Raw genomic sequence first — 15015 nt, 5'->3', positions numbered from 1 at the left:
CTCGTATGTAGGCTCTCTTTCGACAATCACATACATAAGATACTCATGGCTCAAGGCACGCTTTATATTGTTTCTGCCCCCAGTGGCGCGGGTAAATCCAGCCTGATTCAGGCTTTATTGAAAACCCAACCGTTGTATGACACCCAGGTTTCTGTTTCACACACCACACGCGCTCCGCGTCCGGGTGAAGTGCATGGCGAACATTATTTCTTTGTGAATCATGATGAATTCAAAACCATGATTGGCAGAGAGGCGTTTCTCGAACATGCCGAAGTGTTCGGTAATTATTACGGCACGTCTCGCGAAGCCATTGAGCAAGTGCTGGCTTCCGGTGTGGATGTTTTTCTTGATATTGACTGGCAGGGCGCCCAGCAAATTCGTGAGAAGATGCCGCAGGCACGCAGTATCTTTATTTTACCGCCGTCCAAAATTGAGCTGGACCGCCGTCTTCGCGGTCGCGGTCAGGATAGCGAGGAAGTCATTGCAAAACGTATGGCGCAAGCTGTTGCAGAAATGAGCCATTACGCCGAATATGATTACCTCATTGTGAATGATGATTTTGATACCGCCCTCGGCGATCTGAAAACTATCATTCGCGCCGAACGTCTGCGCATGAGCCGCCAAAAGCAGCGTCATGACGCTTTAATCAGCAAACTGTTGGCAGACTGAACCCACATTCAGTATCATGCCCAGTCATTTCTTCACCTGTGGAGCATTTTAAGTATGGCACGCGTAACTGTTCAGGACGCTGTAGAGAAAATTGGTAACCGTTTTGACCTGGTACTGGTCGCCGCGCGTCGCGCTCGTCAGATGCAGGTAGGCGGAAAGGATCCGCTCGTACCGGAAGAAAACGATAAAACTACCGTAATCGCGCTGCGCGAAATCGAAGAAGGTCTGATCAACAACCAGATCCTCGACGTGCGTGAGCGCCAGGAACAGCAAGAGCAGGAAGCCGCTGAATTACAAGCCGTTACCGCTATTGCTGAAGGTCGTCGTTAATTACTCAGCGGGTCACCCTTGTATCTGTTTGAAAGCCTGAATCAACTGATTCAACATTACCTGCCGGAAGACCAAATTAAGCGTCTGCGGCAGGCGTATCTCGTTGCACGTGACGCTCACGAGGGACAGACACGTTCAAGTGGTGAACCCTATATCACCCATCCAGTCGCCGTTGCCTGCATTCTGGCCGAGATGAAACTCGACTATGAAACGCTAATGGCGGCGCTGCTGCATGATGTGATTGAAGACACTCCCGCCACCTACCAGGACATGGAACAGCTTTTTGGTAAAAGCGTTGCTGAACTGGTAGAAGGGGTGTCGAAACTTGATAAACTCAAGTTCCGCGATAAGAAAGAAGCGCAGGCCGAAAACTTTCGCAAGATGATTATGGCGATGGTGCAGGATATCCGCGTCATTCTCATCAAACTCGCTGACCGAACCCATAACATGCGCACGCTGGGCTCATTACGCCCGGACAAACGTCGCCGCATTGCCCGTGAAACCCTCGAAATTTACAGCCCGCTGGCGCACCGTTTAGGTATTCATCACATTAAAACCGAGCTCGAAGAGCTGGGTTTTGAAGCGTTATACCCGAACCGTTATCGCGTTATTAAAGAAGTGGTGAAAGCTGCGCGCGGAAACCGTAAAGAGATGATTCAAAAAATCCTCTCAGAGATTGAAGGGCGTTTGCAGGAAGCGGGAATTCCGTGTCGCGTTAGCGGTCGCGAAAAACATCTGTACTCGATCTACTGCAAAATGGTGCTTAAAGAGCAGCGTTTTCACTCGATCATGGACATCTACGCGTTCCGCGTCATCGTCCATGATTCCGACACGTGCTATCGCGTGCTCGGCCAGATGCACAGCCTCTATAAGCCGCGTCCAGGGCGCGTGAAAGACTATATCGCCATTCCAAAAGCGAACGGCTATCAGTCTTTACACACCTCGATGATCGGCCCGCATGGCGTTCCGGTTGAGGTACAAATCCGTACCGAAGACATGGACCAGATGGCGGAAATGGGGGTTGCGGCGCACTGGGCTTATAAAGAGCACGGCGAAACCAGCACCACCGCGCAAATCCGCGCTCAGCGCTGGATGCAGAGCCTGTTGGAACTCCAACAGAGTGCCGGTAGTTCGTTTGAATTTATCGAGAGCGTTAAATCCGATCTCTTCCCGGATGAGATTTACGTTTTCACACCGGAAGGGCGCATTGTCGAACTGCCTGCCGGCGCCACGCCTGTCGACTTCGCGTACGCGGTACACACCGATATTGGTCATGCCTGCGTCGGCGCGCGCGTCGACCGTCAACCCTATCCGCTGTCACAATCGCTTTCCAGCGGCCAGACGGTTGAGATTATTACCGCACCGGGCGCACGTCCAAATGCTGCCTGGCTTAACTTTGTCGTCAGCTCGAAAGCGCGCGCTAAAATTCGTCAGTTGCTGAAGAACCTCAAGCGCGACGATTCCGTGAGCCTCGGCCGTCGCTTGCTGAATCATGCCTTAGGCGGCAGCCGTAAACTGGCTGAAATTCCGCAGGAAAGCATCCAGCGTGAACTTGAGCGCATGAAGCTCGCGACGCTGGACGATCTGCTGGCGGAAATCGGTCTGGGTAACGCCATGAGCGTCGTGGTGGCGAAGAATCTTCAGCAGGGCGAAGCATCGACAACCACATCGGCGCAGTCCAGCCACGGTCATCTGCCAATCAAAGGTGCAGATGGTGTGCTGATCACCTTCGCCAAATGCTGCCGCCCGATTCCCGGCGACCCGATTATCGCTCACGTCAGCCCCGGAAAAGGTCTGGTTATTCACCATGAGTCCTGCCGTAACATCCGTGGTTACCAGAAAGAGCCAGAGAAGTTTATGGCTGTCGAATGGGATAAAGAGACGGAGCAGGAGTTCATCGCTGAAATCAAGGTGGACATGTTTAACCACCAGGGTGCGCTGGCGAATCTGACTGCGGCAATTAACACCACCACCTCCAATATTCAAAGTTTGAATACTGAAGAGAAAGATGGTCGCGTCTATAGCGCCTTTATTCGCCTCACCGCACGCGATCGTGTGCATCTGGCGAATATCATGCGCAAAATCCGTGTGATGCCGGACGTGATAAAAGTCACCCGTAACCGAAATTAACTTATACACAAAATCATTCGAATTGCAGCAAGGTGGCAAGCGAATGAATCCCCAGGAACGTACAGAAGTACGAGACTGAGGTGAGTGAGTGCCGCCAACGCCGGGGCAATTTGAAGGAAGAAGCGTCTATGAATGCACAGCGTTATGCGCGTATCTGCGAGATGCTCGCCAGGCGCCAGCCTGACCTGACCGTCTGCATGGAGCAGGTCCATAAACCTCATAACGTTTCTGCGATTATCCGTACCGCAGATGCCGTTGGCGTACATGAAGTCCACGCCGTCTGGCCGGGTAGCCGTATGCGCACCATGGCCTCTTCGGCGGCGGGAAGCAACAGTTGGGTGCAGGTGAAGACTCACCGCACCATTAGCGACGCCGTCTCCCACCTGAAAAGCCAGGACATGCAGATTCTGGCTACTCACCTTTCGGACAAAGCCGTCGATTTCCGCGAAATTGATTACACCCGCCCGACCTGTATTCTGATGGGACAAGAGAAAACCGGCATCACGCAAGAAGCACTAGACCTTGCGGATCAGGACATCATCATCCCGATGATTGGCATGGTGCAGTCACTCAACGTCTCCGTCGCTTCGGCACTGATTCTCTACGAAGCACAGCGCCAGCGGCAAAACGCGGGCATGTACCGACGTGAAAACAGTATGTTGCCGGAAGACGAGCAGCAGCGTCTGCTGTTTGAAGGCGGTTATCCGGTACTGGCGAACGTGGCTAAACGCAAAGGCCTGCCTTACCCCCATGTGAATGCGCAAGGCGAAATTGAAGCCGATGCCGCATGGTGGGCAACCATGCAGGCCTCCAATATCAGGCAAAATCATTCACGTTGCATCGCGGCGGCAAATGAACAAATCTCCGGGAGCATAGAAAACGATGTGACCGGCGTGAGTGAATGCAGCCAGCAAAGAGGCAGCAGGAAGGATAACGCGTAAATGAAAGGACGCCTGTTAGATGCTGTTCCGCTCAGTTCGCTAACGGGCGTTGGTGCAGCACAAAGCAGTAAACTGGCGAAAATTGGCCTGCATACCGTCCAGGATCTCCTCCTGCACCTACCACTGCGTTACGAAGATCGTACTCATCTCTATCCGATAGGCGAGCTGCTACCGGGCGTTTATGCCACCGTAGAAGGGGAAGTGCTGAACTGCAACATCACGTTTGGCGGCCGCCGGATGATGACCTGTCAGATCAGCGACGGCTCCGGCATCCTCACAATGCGTTTTTTCAATTTCAGTGCGGCAATGAAAAACAGCCTGGCAACAGGTCGCCGCGTACTGGCTTACGGAGAAGCAAAGCGCGGAAAATATGGAGCAGAAATGTTCCACCCGGAATACCGCGTTCAGGGCGATCTCAGTACGCCGGAGTTGCAGGAGACGCTCACTCCCGTTTACCCGACCACCGAAGGGATAAAGCAGGCGACGCTGCGCAAACTCACCGACCAGGCGCTGGATTTACTTGATACCTGCGCCATTGCCGAACTGTTACCGCCAGAACTTCTACAGGGCATGATGAGTCTGCCGGAGGCATTACGTACCCTGCACCGTCCGCCGCCGTCGCTCCAGCTTAGCGACCTGGAAACCGGGCAACACCCGGCGCAGCGGCGACTGATCCTGGAAGAATTACTGGCGCACAATCTAAGTATGCTGGCGCTACGCGCCGGAGCGCAGCGATATCACGCGCTGTCGCTCAGTGCGCAAGGCGAACTCAAAAATCGTTTTCTTGCTTCCCTGCCCTTTAAACCGACCGGAGCGCAAACGCGCGTGGTGGCGGAAATCGAACGCGACATGGCGCTGGATGTGCCGATGATGCGTCTGGTGCAAGGTGACGTCGGCTCCGGTAAAACGCTGGTTGCGGCACTCGCCGCGCTGCGGGCGATTGCCCACGGCAAACAGGTGGCGATGATGGCGCCGACCGAACTGCTTGCTGAACAGCACGCCACTAATTTCCGCCTCTGGTTTGCCCCGCTTGGCATTGAAGTGGGCTGGCTGGCGGGTAAACAAAAAGGGAAGGCACGTCTTGCGCAACAGGACGCCATCGCCAGCGGTCAGGTACAAATGGTGGTCGGCACTCACGCTATTTTTCAGGAACAGGTGCAGTTTAACAAACTGGCGCTGGTGATTATCGACGAACAGCACCGTTTTGGCGTGCATCAGCGACTGGCGTTATGGGAAAAAGGCCAACAGCAGGGCTTCCACCCGCATCAGTTGATCATGACCGCGACACCGATCCCACGCACCCTGGCGATGACGGCGTATGCCGATCTCGACACTTCGGTGATCGACGAACTGCCGCCGGGGCGCACGCCGGTCACCACGGTCGCCATTCCTGACACCCGCCGCAGCGATATTATTGACCGGGTGCGTAACGCCTGCACCCACGAAGGACGCCAGGCTTACTGGGTCTGTACGTTGATTGAAGAGTCGGATCTGTTAGAAGCGCAGGCGGCGGAAGCCACGAGTGAAGAACTAAAACTTGCCCTGCCGGAGCTGAACATTGGTCTGGTGCACGGGAGAATGAAACCCGCCGAGAAGCAGGCGATTATGGCTGCCTTTAAGCAGGGTGAACTTCATCTTCTGGTTGCGACCACCGTCATTGAAGTGGGGGTGGATGTTCCCAACGCCAGCCTGATGATTATTGAAAACCCGGAGCGTTTGGGGCTTGCGCAATTACACCAGTTGCGCGGGCGCGTAGGCCGTGGCGCAGTGGCGTCGCACTGCGTTCTGCTCTACAAATCTCCCCTGTCAAAAACGGCGCAGACACGCCTGCAGGTTCTGCGCGACAGCAACGACGGTTTTGTGATTGCGCAAAAAGATCTGGAGATCCGCGGGCCTGGCGAATTGTTGGGAACCCGTCAGACGGGTAGCGCTGAATTTAAAGTGGCGGATTTACTGCGTGATCAGGCCATCATCCCGGAAGTTCAGCGCATTGCGCGCCACATTCACGAACGTTACCCACAACAGGCTACGGCGTTGATCGAGCGCTGGATGCCGGAAACCGAACGTTACTCCAACGCCTGAGACTCAAACAGCGCGGCGGTTTTTACACCGCCGCATTGTCCTTATTGCGCAAAAATCGGCAACAACAGATACAGCTTAATCACCAGCGCGTTGACGATATCGATGAAGAATGCCCCCACCATCGGCACCACCAGAAACGCCATATGCGACGGACCAAAGCGCTCGGTAATCGCCTGCATATTGGCAATCGCCGTCGGCGTCGCGCCAAGACCAAAACCACAATGCCCAGCAGCCAGCACAGCGGCATCGTAGTTTTTACCCATCATGCGCCAGGTCACAAACACGGCGTACAGCGCCATGAAGATCGTCTGCACCACAAGAATCGCCAGCATCGGCAACGCCAGCGAAGCCAGTTCCCACAGCTTCAGGCTCATCAGCGCCATCGCCAGGAACAGTGAGAGGCTCACGTTGCCCAGCACCGAAACCGCCCGCTCAAACACGCGATAAAAGCCCGCGAGCGCCAGACCGTTACTGAGGATCACGCCGACGAACAGTACACAGACGAATGTCGGCAGTTCCAGCACGGTTCCCACCAACATCTGGGCAACCACTTTGCCGACGGTTAGACAGATGGCGATAAGCGCAATGGTTTCGATCAGCACCAGTGAGGTGATCATGCGCCCAACGTCCGGTTTCTCAAACGCTGTCGGCACAGCCTGATCGTCCGGCATACCGTCTGGCGTGGTGGAGTGCTTCACCAGGTAACGCGCCACCGGGCCACCAATCAGCCCACCCAGCACCAGACCAAAGGTTGCGCACGCCATTGCCACTTCCGTCGCATTGGTGAAGCCATAACGTTCGATGAACAGCTTGCTCCACGCCGCGCCGGTGCCGTGTCCACCCGAAAGCGTAATTGAACCCGCAATCAACCCCATCAACGGATCCAGCCCCAACAGGCTGGCCATACCGATGCCGATGGCGTTTTGCATCACCAGTAAACCCACCACCACGATCAGGAAGATGCCAACAACTCGCCCACCCGCACGCAGGCTGGCAATGTTAGCGTTCAGACCAATGGTGGCAAAGAACGCCAGCATCAACGGGTCTTTCAGACTCATATCAAAATCCATTTCCCAGCCCATGCTCTTTTTCAGCACCAACAGGGCGATTGCCACCAGTAATCCACCGGCAACGGGTTCAGGAATGGTGTATTGCTTCAGAAAGGAGACAGACTGGACCAGCTTGCGTCCCAGCAGCAACGTCAGTGTTGCGGCAACAAGTGTCGATAAAGTATCGAGATGAAACATATTAAGCTCCTTTAAGTACGCATCGCTCATCGCGAACGATGTATTCCTCGGCCATTTCTCAGCTCTTAACGAGTAATCGGCATGGATTTTAATCAGAAAAGGTACAAAAGTTATATAAAAAGGTGATTTTATCTGTTTTAAATATTAAGAATAACACCTGGCAAACGTTTGCTTTTGCCCCCTGGTCGGATAAAATGCCCGCTTTTACACCACGGGATTGCCTCTGATGTCTGTTAACACTGTCGAGTCAGAAAATGCGCAACCGATTGCGCAGACTCAAAACAGCGAACTGATTTACCGTCTTGAAGATTGTCCGCCGCTTCCTCAAACTCTTTTTGCCGCGTCTCAGCATCTGCTGGCAATGTTCGTCGCCGTCATCACGCCCGCGCTGTTAATCTGCCAGGCGCTCGGTTTACCGGCCCAGGATACTCAACACATTATCAGTATGTCGCTGTTTGCCTCCGGTGTGGCCTCTATTATTCAAATTAAAGCATGGGGTCCGGTAGGCTCGGGGTTACTCTCGATTCAGGGAACAAGCTTCAACTTTGTCGCCCCGCTGATTATGGGCGGTACGGCGCTGAAAACCGGGGGCGCAGACGTTCCCACCATGATGGCGGCGCTGTTCGGCACACTGATGCTGGCGAGCTGCACCGAAATGATTCTCTCCCGCGTACTGCATCTGGCGCGTCGTATCATCACCCCGCTGGTTTCCGGCGTGGTCGTCATGATCATCGGGCTGTCGCTGATTCAGGTCGGCCTGACGTCCATCGGCGGTGGTTATGCCGCGATGAACGACAACACCTTCGGCTCGCCGAAAAACCTGCTGCTGGCGGGCGTCGTACTGGCGTTGATCATTCTGCTTAACCGTCAGCGTAACCCTTACCTGCGAGTGGCTTCGCTGGTGATCGCCATGGCCGCAGGCTACGCAATGGCCTGGTTTATGGGCATGCTGCCGGAAAATACCGCACCGACCACCCAGGATGTCATCATGGTGCCGACGCCGCTGTATTACGGGCTGGGCATTGACTGGAATCTTCTGCTGCCGCTGATGCTGGTCTTTATGATCACCTCACTGGAAACCATTGGCGATATTACCGCCACCTCCGATGTTTCTGAGCAACCCGTTTCCGGGCCTCTGTATATGAAACGTCTGAAAGGCGGGGTGCTGGCTAACGGCCTGAACTCGTTTGTTTCTGCGGTGTTTAACACCTTCCCGAACTCCTGTTTCGGACAAAACAACGGTGTTATCCAGTTGACGGGCGTTGCCAGCCGCTATGTTGGTTTTGTGGTCGCGCTGATGCTGATTGTCCTGGGCCTGTTCCCGGCCGTGAGCGGTTTTGTGCAACACATTCCAGAACCGGTACTCGGCGGCGCGACTCTCGTGATGTTCGGCACCATCGCCGCCTCCGGGGTGCGTATCGTGTCTCGCGAACCCTTGAACCGCCGCGCTATCCTGATTATCGCTCTTTCGCTGGCGGTGGGTCTGGGCGTTTCCCAACAGCCGCTGATCCTGCAATTTGCACCGGACTGGGTGAAAAACCTGCTCTCCTCCGGGATTGCTGCGGGCGGTATTACCGCGATCGTTCTGAACCTGATTTTCCCCCCCGAAAAGCCGTAAGCGGAATGTGGCGGCGATCGACAATCGCCGCCACTGAAACGCTCTTTCACTATTCCCGCCTTGAGGATTACGCCTAAATCGTGCATAACTCAGTTATGTGCACTTCGCGGGATGGAAGACCATGAAAATTATTGGAAAGCTGCTTATCTACGTGCTGACAGCCTTTTTGGTGGTGCTTCTCGGCCTCTATTTTCTGCTGCAAACCCGCTGGGGAGCAGAACGCGTCAGCAACTGGATCTCTGAAAATAGCGGCTACCACGTGGCCTTTGATGCGATGGATCACCGTTTTTCCTCCCCTTCCCACATCCTGCTGGAGAACGTCACCTTTGGCCGGGATGGTCAACCCGCCACGTTAGTCGCCAAAACCGTGGATATCGGACTCAGTAGCCGCCAACTGACCGATCCCCGGCATGTTGACACCATCCTGCTTAAAGACGGGACGCTGAATATCTCCTCGCAAACGGCGCCGCTTCCCTTCCGGGCCGATCGCCTGGAGTTGCACGAGATGGCGTTCAACAGTCCCGGCAGTGAGTGGAACCTGAGTGCGCAACGGGTGGACGGTGGCGTGATCCCCTGGGCTCCTGAAGCGGGACGGGTGCTTGGCAGCAAAGCGCAGATCCAGCTCAGCGCAGGTTCGCTAACCCTGAACGACGTTCCTGCCACTAACGTGCTGATTGAAGGCAGTATCGACAAAGAACAGGTGACGCTTAGCAACATTGGCGCAGATGTCGCACGTGGCGCATTAACCGGCGTGGCGCGACGAAATGCAGACGGCAGTTGGATTGTTGATAGCCTTCGTCTGAACGACATCCGCTTACAAAGCGACAAAGTACTGGCGGAATTCTTTGCGCCGCTCACCAGCATCCCGTCCCTGCAAATTGGCCGTCTTGAAGTCACAGACGCACGCCTGCAAGGCCCGGACTGGGCAGTCACCGATCTTGACCTCAGCTTGCGCAATCTGACCTTCAGCAAAGATGACTGGCAGACGCAGGAGGGCAAATTGTCGATGAATGCCAGCGAGTTCATCTACGGTTCGCTGCATTTGTTCGATCCCATCTTAAATGCTGAATTCTCCCCGCACGGCATCGCGCTACGTCAGTTCACCACCCGCTGGGAAGGTGGCATGGTTCGCACATCCGGCCATTGGCAGCGTTCCGACAAAGCCCTTGTTCTCGACGATACGGCCATTGCCGGGCTGGAATACACACTGCCGACAAACTGGAAACAGTTGTGGATGCAACCATTACCCGGCTGGCTCAACAGCCTGACGTTGAAGAAATTCAGCGCCAGCCGCAATCTGGTGATTGATGTTGATTCCACCTTCCCGTGGCAGCTCACTGCGCTGGACAGCTACGGCGCGAACCTGGGGCTGGTTCAGAACCATCAGTGGGGCGTGTGGAGCGGGAACGCCACCCTCAACGCCGCGGTGGGCACGTTTAATCGCGTTGATGTACGTCGCCCTTCTCTGGCGCTGACGGCGAACAGCAGTACGATTAACATCAGTGAACTGAGCGGCTACACCGAGAGAGGATTACTGGAAGCCACCGCCAGCGTTTCGCAGGTGCCGCAACGCCAGACCCAGGTAAGCCTGAACGGGCGAGGTGTTCCGGTGAACATCCTGCAAGCGTGGGGCTGGCCAGCGTTACCGATTTCTGGCGACGGGAATATCCAGCTCACCGCCAGCGGTACTGTTCAGGCCGATTCGCCGCTGAAACCCACGGTGAACGGTCAGTTAAACGCACTGAATACAGAGAAGCAGCAGATAGAGCAGACGATGACAGGTGGCGTGGTGTCGACGGTTTCTGCTGTAGTTCCCGCTGCGGCTTCTTCGTCACCCCAGCCCTGAATGCCAGCATAAAAGCCGGGTGGCGGCTTCGCCTTACCCGGCCTACAAAACCAAATCCACGAACCGTAGGCCCGGTAAGCGCAGCGCCTCCGGGCAATTTTAGGCTCTGGTGCCAACAAAAAAGCCGGGTGGCGGCTTCGCCTTACCCGGCCTACAAAACCAAATCCACGAACCGTAGGCCCGGTAAGCGCAGCGCCACCGGGCAATTTTAGGCTCTGGTGCCAGCAAAAAAGCCGGGTGACGGCTTCGCCTTACCCGGCCTACAAAACCAAATCCACGAACCGTAGGCCCGGCAAGCGCAGCGCCACCGGGCAATTTTAGGCTCAGGTGCCAGCAAAAAAGCCGGGTGGCGGCTTCGCCTTACCCGGCCTACACATCACACTCCGGCACCCCTCGCCCTTTTGGGGAGAGGGGAACAGCATCACAGGTGAATCACCAGCTCGTTTCCTGCTGCTTTCACCACCACACCCCACTCGCTGCTGATATGTGACCCCCCTTTCACACCCGCGATCTGCGGGATGTTACGCAGGCACAGCGTCCAGTCGCGCGCGTCGCCTTCGCCCGTTACCGTGAGCGTATTATGGGTACGCTTCGCTTTGAGCGTGAAGATGACCGAACCATCTGCGGCAGGGACTTCGCACAACGTTTCGCGCCCCTCTTCCAGATGGAACAACTGGAACGCGGTGCCTTCATGCCAGGCGTAATCCGGTTTCTGGCTATTGCTGCCCAGCGCCAGCAGGGTGTTGTCTCGCACGTACACCGGCAAACTCAGGACGTCATGCTGCTGTTTGTGCCAGCGGCTACCCGCGACCTCGTCATTGCGCCACAGGTGCGTCCAGCGGCCTTCCGGCAGATAAAACTGCACGTCGCCCGCCTCCGAGAACACCGGCGCCACCATCACGGAATCCCCCAGCATGTACTGGCGGTCGAGGTAATCGCAGGCGGGATCGTCCGGGAACTCCAGCATCATGGCGCGCAGCATTGGCGTACCGCACTCGCGAGCCAGCGCCGCCTGGCGGTACAGATACGGCATCATCCGGCACTTTTGCTCAGTGAAATAGCGCACCACATCGCAGGATTCGTCGTCATACGCCCACGGCACCCGGTAGGATTTGCTGCCGTGCAGGCGACTGTGGCTGGAGAGCAAGCCAAACGCGCACCAGCGTTTGTAGACGTGCGCTGGCGCGGTATTTTCGAAGCCGCCGATATCATGGCTCCAGAAACCAAAGCCGGAGAGGCCGATAGACAACCCGCCGCGCAGGCTTTCCGCCATGGATTCGTAGTTGGCGTAACAGTCACCGCCCCAGTGTACCGGGAACTTTTGCGCACCGACGGACGCAGAACGCGCAAACAGTACCGCCTCTTCTTCACCGACGGTCTCTTTGAGCACGTTCCACACCAGTTCGTTGTAGATGTACGCATAATGGTTGTGCATTTTCTGCGGATCGGCACCGTCGAACCACTGCACATCGGTCGGAATACGTTCGCCGAAGTCGGTTTTAAAGCAGTCGACGCCAATATCCACCAGGCCTTTCAGCTTGTCGGCATACCATTTACAGGCATCCGGATTGGTGAAGTCATAAATCGCCAGACCCGGCTGCCATTTGTCCCACTGCCACAGAGAGCCGTCCAGGCGCTTGAGCAGATAACCTTTCTCTTTCAGTTCCTTAAACACCGGCGATTTCTGGCCGATGTACGGGTTTATCCACACGCAGACCTTCAGCCCTTTGGCTTTGAGGCGGCGGATCATCCCCTCCGGGTCCGGGAACGTCACCGGATCCCACTCAAAATCACACCACTGAAAAGCCTTCATCCAGAAGCAGTCAAAGTGGAAAACATGCAGCGGCAAATTGCGCTCCGCCATACCGTCAATGAAGCTGTTGACCGTCGCTTCATCGTAATTGGTGGTGAACGAGGTGGTGAGCCACAGGCCAAACGACCACGCGGGCGGCAGCGCCGGGCGGCCGGTGAACTGCGTATAGCGGTTCAGCACCGCTTTCGGGGTCGGGCCGTCGATCACGAAATATTCCAGATACTCGCCTTCGACGCTGAACTGCACTTTGGAGACTTTCTCGGAGCCGACTTCGAAGGAGACGTTTTCCGGATGGTTCACCAGCACGCCGTAGCCGCGGTTGGTCAGGTAGAACGGAATGTTTTTGTACGACTGTTCGGTACTGGTGCCGCCGTCGCGGTTCCAGGTTTCAACCGTCTGACCGTTGCGCACCAGCGCGGTAAAGCGCTCGCCCAGGCCGTAAACCGTTTCGCCGACGCCCAAATCGAGGCGCTCAAACATGTAGTTACTGTCGGTGTTGCCATCCTGCACGTAGCCGTTGTTTTTCAACTGGCTGCCGGTGATACGCTGCCCATCGCGCAGGAAATCCAGCGCCCAGAACTCGCCCCTGGTGACGCGCACGCTGAGGTTACCGCTTTTCAGCTCGGCAAACTCCGCGTTGTTTTCAATCTCAACTTTTATGTCTTTCAGCACGTTCAGCGGATAATGCGGCCCGTTGTTAAGCTGACCCTGGAAGTGCTCGATGCGCACACCGACAATCCCTTCCTGTGGCGAGAACAGGCGAACCGTAAACATCAATGTGTCGAGCTGCCAGGTGCGCTCACGCACGTCGCGCGGCGCAACGTACACCACCAGGTCGTTGCCCTGCTGCTCCACATCAAACACCTGAACCGGATACGTCACATTCAGGCCCGGCTGAATGAGCCAGTTACCGTCACTGATTTTCATACTTTTATCCTCTTAGTTCTGCAATTCTTTGCTGACCGGCAGGGTTTCAAATTCCTGCTGATTGCGGCGCGCGCCTTGTGCCAGCTCGCCCAGGATTTTGGTCAGGAATGGCGTTTTCAGCGTGTAATAGCGTTTGGCGATAATCGCGCTCAGCACGTAGCAAATGGCCGGGGCCAGGGTGAACAAGCCAATGATGATGCTGATAGTGGTGCTGTTCTGCGTTTTGGCAGCGGCATCGTAGCCACCGCCTGCCAGCATCCAGCCAATCATCGCCCCGCCCAGCGCCAGGCCGAGTTTCAGCACGAACAGCGTGCCCGCGAAGCTGATGCCGGTCAGGCGTTTGCCGTTAGTCCATTCGCCATAGTCGACGGTGTCGGACATCATGACCCACTGAATTGGTGTTACCAGTTGGTGCAGTACGCCAATCACGAAGATAAAGACGAACATCAGGATTGTGGCCTGCATCGGCACGAAGAACATCGCTACGCTCACGACCGCCAGTGCGGCGTTAGTCCACCAGAAGATACTGACTTTACATTTCCAGTCGGTGAGCGGTTTCGCCAGCGCGGAACCGATCAGGTTGCCGACGCAGTAGGTGGTGAGGAACGCGACGAAGATTTCCGGCGAGCCCATGATCCAGGTACAGTAGTACATCATCGCACCGCCGCGCACGCAGACGGCAAGAATGTTGAGAATGGTGAGTGCGCCAACGACGCGCCACTGGTCGTTTTGCCAGATGTCGCGCAGGTCTTCACGCATGGAAGTGGTGCTCGGCGGCACCTGGATGCGCTCTTTGGTGGTAAAGAAGCAGAACGCCAGCATCAGAAACGCCACCACCGACAGCACGGCGATCCCGCCCTGGAAGCCGAACGCTTTATCTTCACCGCCCATCAGATTCACCAGCGGCATCATCAGCACCGTCGAGAGCATACCGCCCGCCGTCGCCAGCACAAAGCGCCAGGATTGCAGCGAGATACGCTGCGTCGGGTCGTTGGTGATCACGCCGCCCAGCGCGCAGTAAGGGATGTTGACCACGGTATAGAGCAGGGTCAGCAGCGTGTAAGTAACGGCGGCATAAATCATTTTACCGTTCAGGCTGAGATCCGGCGTGGTGTAGGCCAGCACGCAGACGATGCCGAACGGGATCGCACCAAACAAAATCCACGGACGGAACTTACCCCAGCGGCTGCGGGTACGGTCGGCAAGCAGGCCCATGCACGGGTCGGAAATCGCATCCAGCGCACGCGCCAGCAGGAACATGGTGCCGACAAAGCCAGCGGGAATACCAAAGATGTCGGTATAAAAAAACATCATGTAAAACATGACGTTATCAAAAATGATGTGGCTGGCGGCGTCACCCATGCCGTAGCCAATCTTCTCTTTAACGGATAACACTTCACTTTTCATCTGCT

Annotated in this window: 10 protein-coding genes; 7 read left to right on the top strand and 3 right to left on the bottom strand. The window is 56.0% G+C overall.

The features are described 5' to 3' along the window. Positions 1–45: 45 nt before the first annotated feature. The 5 genes from gmk (at position 46) to recG (ending at position 6152) form a co-directional block, all read left to right on the top strand. Positions 46–669, top strand: coding sequence for a guanylate kinase (gmk, locus tag ACO7SM_RS00285; RefSeq protein WP_203359566.1), 624 nt, complete (start codon positions 46–48; stop codon positions 667–669). Between the two features lie 54 nt (positions 670–723). Beyond that, a complete protein-coding gene (gene rpoZ / locus ACO7SM_RS00280) occupies positions 724–999 on the top strand; it encodes a DNA-directed RNA polymerase subunit omega (RefSeq protein WP_000135058.1) in 276 nt (91 codons plus the stop codon). 18 nt (positions 1000–1017) lie between these two features. Continuing rightward, entirely contained in the window at positions 1018–3129 is a 2112-nt protein-coding gene (spoT, locus tag ACO7SM_RS00275) for a bifunctional GTP diphosphokinase/guanosine-3',5'-bis pyrophosphate 3'-pyrophosphohydrolase (protein ID WP_490469252.1), read from the top strand. A gap of 128 nt (positions 3130–3257) precedes the next feature. Next, positions 3258–4070: a tRNA (guanosine(18)-2'-O)-methyltransferase TrmH gene (gene trmH, locus ACO7SM_RS00270; protein WP_490469251.1), complete on the top strand. Its 813-nt coding sequence runs from the start codon at positions 3258–3260 to the stop codon at positions 4068–4070. Continuing rightward, positions 4071–6152 (top strand): ATP-dependent DNA helicase RecG, encoded by a 2082-nt coding sequence (gene recG, locus ACO7SM_RS00265; RefSeq protein WP_490469250.1) that lies wholly within the window; start codon positions 4071–4073, stop codon positions 6150–6152. It abuts the gene before it with no gap. A gap of 41 nt (positions 6153–6193) precedes the next feature. Here recG and gltS read toward each other — a convergent pair whose 3' ends face one another. Beyond that, entirely contained in the window at positions 6194–7399 is a 1206-nt protein-coding gene (gltS, locus tag ACO7SM_RS00260) for a sodium/glutamate symporter (RefSeq protein ID WP_490469249.1), read from the bottom strand. Between the two features lie 226 nt (positions 7400–7625). On the opposite strand from gltS, the gene xanP reads away from it, so the two are divergent. After that, entirely contained in the window at positions 7626–9017 is a 1392-nt protein-coding gene (xanP, locus tag ACO7SM_RS00255) for a xanthine/proton symporter XanP (RefSeq protein ID WP_192614080.1), read from the top strand. Positions 9018–9138: 121 nt separating this feature from the next. Next, on the top strand, positions 9139–10863 hold the full coding sequence (locus ACO7SM_RS00250) for an AsmA family protein (protein WP_490469248.1): 1725 nt from the start codon (positions 9139–9141) through the stop codon (positions 10861–10863). Between the two features lie 421 nt (positions 10864–11284). Here ACO7SM_RS00250 and yicI read toward each other — a convergent pair whose 3' ends face one another. Both yicI and ACO7SM_RS00240 read right to left on the bottom strand, forming a co-directional pair. After that, on the bottom strand, positions 11285–13603 hold the full coding sequence (gene yicI, locus ACO7SM_RS00245; protein WP_490469247.1) for an alpha-xylosidase: 2319 nt from the start codon (positions 13601–13603) through the stop codon (positions 11285–11287). Between the two features lie 12 nt (positions 13604–13615). After that, a complete protein-coding gene (locus tag ACO7SM_RS00240; RefSeq protein WP_490469246.1) occupies positions 13616–15010 on the bottom strand; it encodes a glycoside-pentoside-hexuronide family transporter in 1395 nt (464 codons plus the stop codon). Positions 15011–15015: the final 5 nt, after the last annotated feature.

This window comes from Citrobacter sp. LJND-P06, assembly GCF_058188415.1.
The sequence above is the reverse complement of the archived record's forward strand: the minus strand, read 5'-3'. Positions and strand labels throughout refer to the sequence as shown.

Bases quoted from the DNA above. Each gene is read 5' to 3' on its own strand.
- gmk (WP_203359566.1), top strand. From the start codon at position 46: ATGGCTCAAGGCACGCTTTATATTGTTTCTGCCCCCAGTGGCGCGGGT.
- rpoZ (WP_000135058.1), top strand. From the start codon at position 724: ATGGCACGCGTAACTGTTCAGGACGCTGTAGAGAAAATTGGTAACCGT.
- trmH (WP_490469251.1), top strand. From the start codon at position 3,258: ATGAATGCACAGCGTTATGCGCGTATCTGCGAGATGCTCGCCAGGCGC.
- recG (WP_490469250.1), top strand. From the start codon at position 4,071: ATGAAAGGACGCCTGTTAGATGCTGTTCCGCTCAGTTCGCTAACGGGC.
- gltS (WP_490469249.1), bottom strand. From the start codon at position 7,399: ATGTTTCATCTCGATACTTTATCGACACTTGTTGCCGCAACACTGACG.
- xanP (WP_192614080.1), top strand. From the start codon at position 7,626: ATGTCTGTTAACACTGTCGAGTCAGAAAATGCGCAACCGATTGCGCAG.
- ACO7SM_RS00250 (WP_490469248.1), top strand. From the start codon at position 9,139: ATGAAAATTATTGGAAAGCTGCTTATCTACGTGCTGACAGCCTTTTTG.
- yicI (WP_490469247.1), bottom strand. From the start codon at position 13,603: ATGAAAATCAGTGACGGTAACTGGCTCATTCAGCCGGGCCTGAATGTG.
- ACO7SM_RS00240 (WP_490469246.1), bottom strand. From the start codon at position 15,010: ATGAAAAGTGAAGTGTTATCCGTTAAAGAGAAGATTGGCTACGGCATG.